7 protein-coding genes are annotated in these 6,962 nt (G+C 41.3%); all 7 read left to right on the top strand.

All coding sequences use genetic code 11. The features are described 5' to 3' along the window. On the top strand, positions 1–411 hold a 411-nt coding region (locus QUA58_RS17185), incomplete at its 5' end, for a transposase (protein WP_333394996.1). Positions 412–576: 165 nt separating this feature from the next. Further along, on the top strand, positions 577–1,110 hold the full coding sequence (locus tag QUA58_RS17180) for an opioid growth factor receptor-related protein (protein ID WP_333394994.1): 534 nt from the start codon (positions 577–579) through the stop codon (positions 1,108–1,110). 55 nt (positions 1,111–1,165) lie between these two features. After that, entirely contained in the window at positions 1,166–2,128 is a 963-nt protein-coding gene (locus QUA58_RS17175; RefSeq protein ID WP_333252251.1) for a MoxR family ATPase, read from the top strand. A gap of 3 nt (positions 2,129–2,131) precedes the next feature. Beyond that, entirely contained in the window at positions 2,132–3,484 is a 1,353-nt protein-coding gene (locus tag QUA58_RS17170) for a DUF58 domain-containing protein (protein WP_333394993.1), read from the top strand. Positions 3,485–3,486: 2 nt separating this feature from the next. Further along, entirely contained in the window at positions 3,487–5,532 is a 2,046-nt protein-coding gene (locus QUA58_RS17165; RefSeq protein WP_333394991.1) for a transglutaminase-like domain-containing protein, read from the top strand. 377 nt (positions 5,533–5,909) lie between these two features. Beyond that, positions 5,910–6,500: a sigma-70 family RNA polymerase sigma factor gene (locus QUA58_RS17160; RefSeq protein WP_333252270.1), complete on the top strand. Its 591-nt coding sequence runs from the start codon at positions 5,910–5,912 to the stop codon at positions 6,498–6,500. Beyond that, on the top strand, positions 6,497–6,943 hold the full coding sequence (locus QUA58_RS17155) for a hypothetical protein (RefSeq protein ID WP_333394990.1): 447 nt from the start codon (positions 6,497–6,499) through the stop codon (positions 6,941–6,943). Before QUA58_RS17160 ends, QUA58_RS17155 begins: the two co-directional genes overlap by 4 nt. Positions 6,944–6,962: the final 19 nt, after the last annotated feature.

Below are 6,962 nucleotides of genomic sequence, written 5' to 3'. Positions count from 1 at the left end.
TGGTATTGGCTCAAACGGGATGATGGCAGTCTCGAAAAACGCTTTGTAATTTCGACAAAACCTTTATCTGCTGTTTACATTACTCGACTCTGTAGAAGACGTTGGCAGATTGAAGGATTCTTTAAGACAGTGAAACATCGGTTTGGTTTGCATCGGTTTGGACAAAGCACTTTATTGGGAGTTTATCGGTGGCTAGTATTATCTTTTATTGCCTACTTTCTCGCCTTCTGGGCATATTTAGCATCGGGAAAAACTACCTTGCCAGATTGGGGAGAGGCGGCGCTACTGGCGAGAGAAACTTTGTTGGCATCTCTAGTAGTTTTGGGGCTGTTAATTAATATCGATCGCACCCAGAGTTTAGCTCGTCAGCAGGGTTTTGACATCACTGTTAGTGGTTGGCAGTATGGCTAATTGAGAATGGTGCAAGATCTCAGTTAAAACCGACTCAAGAAAACTATTTTGAAGAACAGGCATCCTGCCTGTTCCACACAAAAATTTAATTTTCTGGTTGTGGGGTGTAGGGGTTGGGCGTCCCGCCCGCCCAAAAATACAATTTAGATACAAAACACCTTATTAATGAGTAATTCAACCAAACAAAACAAAATTTTAGCATTCTATCTTGGTCAGCAGCCTGATTCACAAGGTCGGGCGATCGAGGATATTTGGTCGTGGGATTACCAGAAGCTGGAATCCGTGCACAATTACATTCAATGGCTGTTTCCGCTGAGAGAAAAGAGCCGCTTTAATTCCAGTGCTCCGACTTTAAATGATGAGGTTATTCAAGCTTTTAGAACGAGTGAAGAGTTGAAAAATCGCTTACTCCATTCGTTAAATGTCATGCTGGCGTTTTACGGGTTGGAATGCCGCGAAGGGGAAAACGCAGAAATTGTAATTGCCAAATCAGACGAATATTTGTCAAGAAAAAGAGAGTGGCTTGAACAATTTAATCACAACTACCTGCGGCTGACTAGGATTCTCACAAGTTTGACCGAGTTGGGATTGAAAAATTACGCTTTAGCTCTTTTCAGGTGTTTGGATGAGATATATAATGAAAATCAAAAAAGTATTGGTTTAAAAACTTATACATATTGGAAAAATGCTGTTAGTTAAATCGATCGAAGCCAATCAGCGCGACAGTAACCGAACGCTACGAACACAATAAATAATGGATAAAGCAATTACAGAAAATCACGCTCAGTCGGGCAGAGAAATTTATCAAAGGATTTCCAACAACATTCAAAAAGTGGTGAAAGGGCAATCAGCAGCAATCAGGAAATTGCTGTCAGCCTTTGTGAGTGGCGGGCACGTCCTCCTAGAAGATTATCCCGGTACAGGTAAAACTACCCTAGCTAAAGCCCTAGCCTTATCCGTCGATGTCACCTTTAAACGCATTCAATTTACACCTGACCTTTTGCCATCCGATATCTTGGGCATATCCATGCTCGACCCCAATCAACGCACCTTCCATTTCCACGAAGGCCCAATTTTTGCTAATATTATATTGGCGGACGAAATCAATCGGTCATCACCGCGAACCCAATCCGCCCTCCTAGAAGCAATGGCAGAATCTCAAGTCAGCATAGACGGAAATTTGCGAAAACTTAAAGACCCATTTTTTGTCATTGCTACTCAAAATCCAGTAGAATCTCGTGGCACTTATCCACTTCCTGAAGCCCAAATGGATCGCTTTGCAGTTCAATTTAGTCTAGGATACATCTCGCCCGAAGACGAAGTTAACCTGCTCGGAGATCAAATTCATCAACATCCTATTGATACACTTCAAACCTGCGTTAATTTAGAGGATATAATTAGCTTAAAACAGCAGGTAAAGCAAGTTAGAATTAGTGAAGAATTGAAACGTTATCTCGTAGATATCGTCAATGCAACTCGCTCAGCCGAAGGCGTACAACTAGGGGCGAGTCCCAGAGCTTCCATAGCTTTAATGAAAGTTGCTCAAGCATTAGCTTTGTTCGATGGCTATGAGTTTGTTACGCCAGAACATATTCAAGAACAGGCGGTATCAGTCATCGCTCATCGCCTAGTAATGGAACCTCAAGCGCGTTTTTCTGGTAGAATGGCCCCAGGTGTTGTTGAAGAAATTATCAAATCTATTCCTGTACCAGCCTAAAAAATGAAACGTTTTTTCTACGCTGTTTTTCGCTTCTGTGCGCGTGTAAATCGCTCGCGAAAGAAGCGATTGACTAACAATGGTTTAGCAGTGCTTAGTTGCACGCTTTTAGCGGGGGTTTTAGGATTAGATACTAATCAAACCCTGACCTATCAAATCTTTACTTTCCTGTTGTCAATTATAGGAATAGCCATAATTTTCAGTAGATTTTTTCGCTTCCGCTTCAATGCAGTACGGTTCTTGCCAAAGTTTGCAACTGTTGGAGTCACTTTAAAATACCGTATTCTCATTGATAACAAAACTAGCCAGAGTCAAAATAACCTGAAATTGGGGGAAAATTTTGCCGACACATACCCAAGTTTTCAAGAATTTATAGAAACACCTGAACCCGGTGAAGAACAGCGCACTTCATTGGATAAATACTTCGGCTATTATCGTTGGCTGTGGCTGATTTATAGAAAACAATGCGCCACAGCTAAAGCCATAGAATTGCCTCCTCTTCCACCCAATAGCAAAACAGAAGTGGTATGTGAAATTACGCCGTCCTACAGAGGTGTTATCCGCTTGATTGGTCTAACAGTTACTAGGTCAGATCCTTTTGGGATTTGGAATGCTTGTAAAACAATTTCCTTGCCCCAATCTATGTTAATTTTACCCAAACTATATCCTTTACCACCAATTCAGCTTCCTGGCTCAAGAAGATATCAATCAGGTGGCGTAACATTAGCTTCATCCGTTGGAGATTCCGAGGAGTTTAGGTCTCTGCGGGATTATCGACCGGGAGATTCGCTACGCCAAATTCACTGGAAAAGTTGGGCAAAAGCAGGTAAGCCAATTGTCAAAGAAGAACAGGATGAATTTTTTGTGAGGCACGCCCTAATTTTGGATACATTTCAAAGTGTAAAATATAGTGAAATTTTAGAAGAGGCAATTTCTATTGCTGCTTCATTATGCTATGAAGTTCAGACTCAAGAATCCTTATTGGATTTGATGTTCGTCGTTCAAAAAGCTTATTGTTTTACCTTTGGTAGAGGGCTGAACTCTACTGATAAAATGCTAGAAATTCTCGCCTCTGTTGGTGCCTGTCAGGATAAAGATTTTGACTCGCTCATCTCAGTTTTGATGGAAAAAATCTCTCTGCTAAGCGGTTGTATTTGTATATTTTTGTGTTGGGACGAACCTAGAAAAAGATTAGTAAATTATCTGAGAAGTCGCGGTATCCATACCTTAGTTTTAATTTTAACACAGCGAGACGCTCAATTAGATAGCTTAAATTTAGAGTTGATTAAAGATGACTTAACAAGCTGCCATATTTTAAAGCTAGGTCAAATACAAGAGGAGTTAATGAAATTATGAAAATGCCAGTGTTTCTTTTGGGTGTTAGTGTAATTTTTTGGGGCTGGCAGACGGGACTATGGTTTTTTGCATTGCCAATTGCTCTGATTTTAGAGGCAGCTAACTGGTTGCCTTATCGGTGGGATTTTTCAGCTAGTGATTTTAGGCGCATTGCTAATTTATGCCTGATTTTTTTGTGCTGTTTGCTGGTTTATCTCCTGGTTCTCAACCGGTCTATTTACTTGATATATAATTTGTTGCAGTGGCTTCCTGGTGTATTTTTTCCACTGGTAGCTGCTCAGGTATATTCTGTCAAGGAAAGTCTGGATATACGCCTAATGTTTTTGTGGCTAAACAAAGCCACAAAAACAGCACCACTTAACCCCTTGATGGTGAATCTAAATTATCCATATTTTATCTGTTGTCTGCTATCCGCTAGTGCGGCGAATAGTAGAGAAATCTCTTTTTATGCTGGGATATTTGCTTTAACCGCTATTGCTTTGTGGTCTGTGAGACCGAAAAATGTTTCATTTATTCTCTGGCTTGGTCTGATGTTAATTGCTGGCAGTATAGGATTTATAGGACAGATGGGGCTGCACCAACTTCACCTAGCAGTAGAACAGCAAGCAATCTCATGGCTTAGTAATGGGAATTCTCAAGAAACAGATTTTTTGAAAAAACAAACGAACATCGGCTCAGTGGGATTATTAAAACAGTCAAATGAAATTATTTTTAGAGTTGCTCCGGAAGCTAAACAGACTCCTCCCCGACTGCTAAGAGAAGCCACTTATAATCACTATAACTCTTCACTTTGGCTCGCATTAAATCCTAAATTTGTTCCCGTACAACCCAACATTAATGGCACAACTTGGGATTTAGGCGACCAACTACCGAATCCATCAACGATTACTATTTCGGCTACACTCCAAGGCAACCAAGGTTTATTAAAGGTGCCCGATGGAACTTTTAAAATTGACGCATTGCCTGTCAGTGAGATGGAAAAGAATAAATATGGCACAATTAAAGTGGTGGGGAAAGTTGATATGCTGGCTTATCGAAGCTACTTTAATAATAATTTTTCTGTAGATAGCCCGCCTACAGAAGACGACCTGCAAATACCAAAATCAGAAATGGCGGCACTGAATAAAATCCTCAGTCAAATGGATACTCAAGGAAAGTCGCCACCAGAAATATTAGATAAAATAGAGTGGTTTTTCATGAAAAATTTCGTGTATTCACTGAAGCTTAGGGGCAAAGATAATGATGCTACGCCTCTATCAACATTTTTACTGCACACTCGCTCTGGACATTGTGAATATTTTGCTACTGCTGCGACACTTCTCCTGAGAAAACTCGGTATTCCAGCCCGTTATGCTGTTGGATATTCTGTTCACGAATTTAGTTCTTTGGAGAACCAATATATTGTAAGAAGTCGCCATGCTCATGCTTGGACTTTGGCTTATATCGCGGGAAAATGGCAAGCTTTTGATGCTACGCCTTCTGATTGGCAAAGCATGGAGGATGCTGCTGCTCCCCCAGGGGCATTTATCTCGGATTTATGGTCGCTATTGAGTTACAAAATTTTGCTGGGGCTGGGATATTTATCAGGTAGCAATGGATGGAAGTTTGGGGGAGTCATCCTGCTGGCATTAATATTTTTTGGGAGGTGTAATCCTAATTTTAAGAAAAGTGTACGCCTTTTATCTAAGAAACAAAGCTGGCTAAAAGCTATTTATAACAAAGATTCGTTGAGTCCGAAATCGGAATTTTATTTAATCGAACAGGCGTTAAATGAGTCTGGATTGATTCGCCCTCCTTCCGAGTCTTTAAAAAATTGGATCGAGAGGTTAAAAAAAGAAAAACCGGAATTATATTGTCTCGAAGAGTTAGGATTGTTGATTGAGATTCATTATTGCGATCGCTTCGATCCCGAAGGAATTCAAGACGCACAAAAAGCTGAATTTAAATTTGCCATTCAATCCTGGATAGAGCAATATCGCAGGCAGGCGATCGCCTCAAACTCTCAGGTTAATAAAAGCGGTAAGTCTACTATAGCTTTTCTCAGGTAGATGATGTACAGATTTAGATTTTAAATTGGGGGATTGAGGACTTTTTAATTGATTCGTAAATTCCCCAATTATTCAATCTAAACTTGTACCTCCCTTAATTGAGAACCGCTATACATAGCTTTTCTAAATCACTTGTAAAAGTAACGCTTCTGGGGCGAGTCAGAGCGTCCATTTTCTCAACCAAGGCTGGGACTCGGGATCTGAGTTCCCAGGCTTTACACCTCGGAACCCGTTAATGACAGGAAAAATCAGGACACGGCAGTGCCGTTTCCCTACCTGACGCCTCGTCGAAAAAAAATTTTAAATCCTTTGAACCTTTTTTGCGATCGCCCTGTCTAAACACTTCAGATAACGAACTGGTGGGGGAGACTTCACAGGTGTTAGCTGTGTCAGCCAATGTTTTAACCGATGACTGTTCCGACTCCGACTTAGTTGCTGAGTGTTTAAAGGGCGATCGCACTTGCTTTCGCTACCTTTACCAACGCTACCAACACAAAGTCAGGTCAACCCTTTACCAACTCTGCGGCCCGTCGCTTCTTGACGATTTAGCACAAGAAGTATTCCTGCGAGTCTGGAAAGGATTGCCCAAACTCAAGCACCAGGAAAACTTTTCTACTTGGCTTTATCGAATCACTTGGAATGTGGCTTCCGACCAAAGACAAGCATTTGCTAAACAGCATTCTTTTGACTCCCAACTCAAAAATCAAGAAGTAATGGATCGGGTTATTCTCAAAGATAACACATCGGACTTGATGAAATTGCACTATCAAGATTTAGTGCAGCGGGGATTGGAGCAATTGAGCTTTGAACACCGCAGCGTTTTGGTGCTGCATGACCTAGAAGACATCCCGCAAAAAGAAGTGGCTCAAATTTTGGGACTGCCAGCAGGAACTGTCAAATCTCGCGTCTTTTATGCCAGAAATGCTGTGCGACAATTTTTGCAAAAAGAAGGTGTCAGCGAGCTATGAATAACCCAAGCAGCGACCAAGAGTTAGTTAATTTTTTGAAGCAACATCGCCCTAATATTCCTGAATCTGCACCAGACTTAGAGCAAAAAATTCTAGCAGCAATCGAAAGTAATCAGGCAAGTGTTTTCCATGAAAGCCACCGCAAAAAAACGCGATTAAGTGCCTCAGCTAAGTCTGATGACAGGTTAAAAATATCCTCTGTTTCTAAGTGGGCTTTATCCTCTGCGATTGCTGCTAGCCTGCTAGTTTTTTGGTCGGGCTACCGTCCGTTTCAGACTGCACAATTGCCAGATGAGGAAACAGCTAAGTTAGAAGCATTTTTAGTTACTAACTGGGAGGGTGTCCTCCATGATTCTCCCCAAGAAAGTATGACCGAGCGCTCACAAACAGACTGGTTGACTGTCAGCCCTGGTGCTGACAGTCAACCGCCAACAAATAAGTAATATCAAAGAGGCAATTTTC

Source organism: Microcoleus sp. N9_A1 (assembly GCF_036701795.1).
Classification (GTDB): domain Bacteria; phylum Cyanobacteriota; class Cyanobacteriia; order Cyanobacteriales; family Microcoleaceae; genus Microcoleus.
This window is presented reverse-complemented; position numbering and strand designations above follow the sequence as displayed.

Excerpts from the sequence above, each read along its gene's own strand:
- QUA58_RS17180 (WP_333394994.1), top strand. The coding sequence starts at position 577 with ATGAGTAATTCAACCAAACAAAACAAAATTTTAGCATTCTATCTTGGT.
- QUA58_RS17175 (WP_333252251.1), top strand. The coding sequence starts at position 1,166 with ATGGATAAAGCAATTACAGAAAATCACGCTCAGTCGGGCAGAGAAATT.
- QUA58_RS17170 (WP_333394993.1), top strand. The coding sequence starts at position 2,132 with ATGAAACGTTTTTTCTACGCTGTTTTTCGCTTCTGTGCGCGTGTAAAT.
- QUA58_RS17165 (WP_333394991.1), top strand. The coding sequence starts at position 3,487 with ATGCCAGTGTTTCTTTTGGGTGTTAGTGTAATTTTTTGGGGCTGGCAG.
- QUA58_RS17155 (WP_333394990.1), top strand. The coding sequence starts at position 6,497 with ATGAATAACCCAAGCAGCGACCAAGAGTTAGTTAATTTTTTGAAGCAA.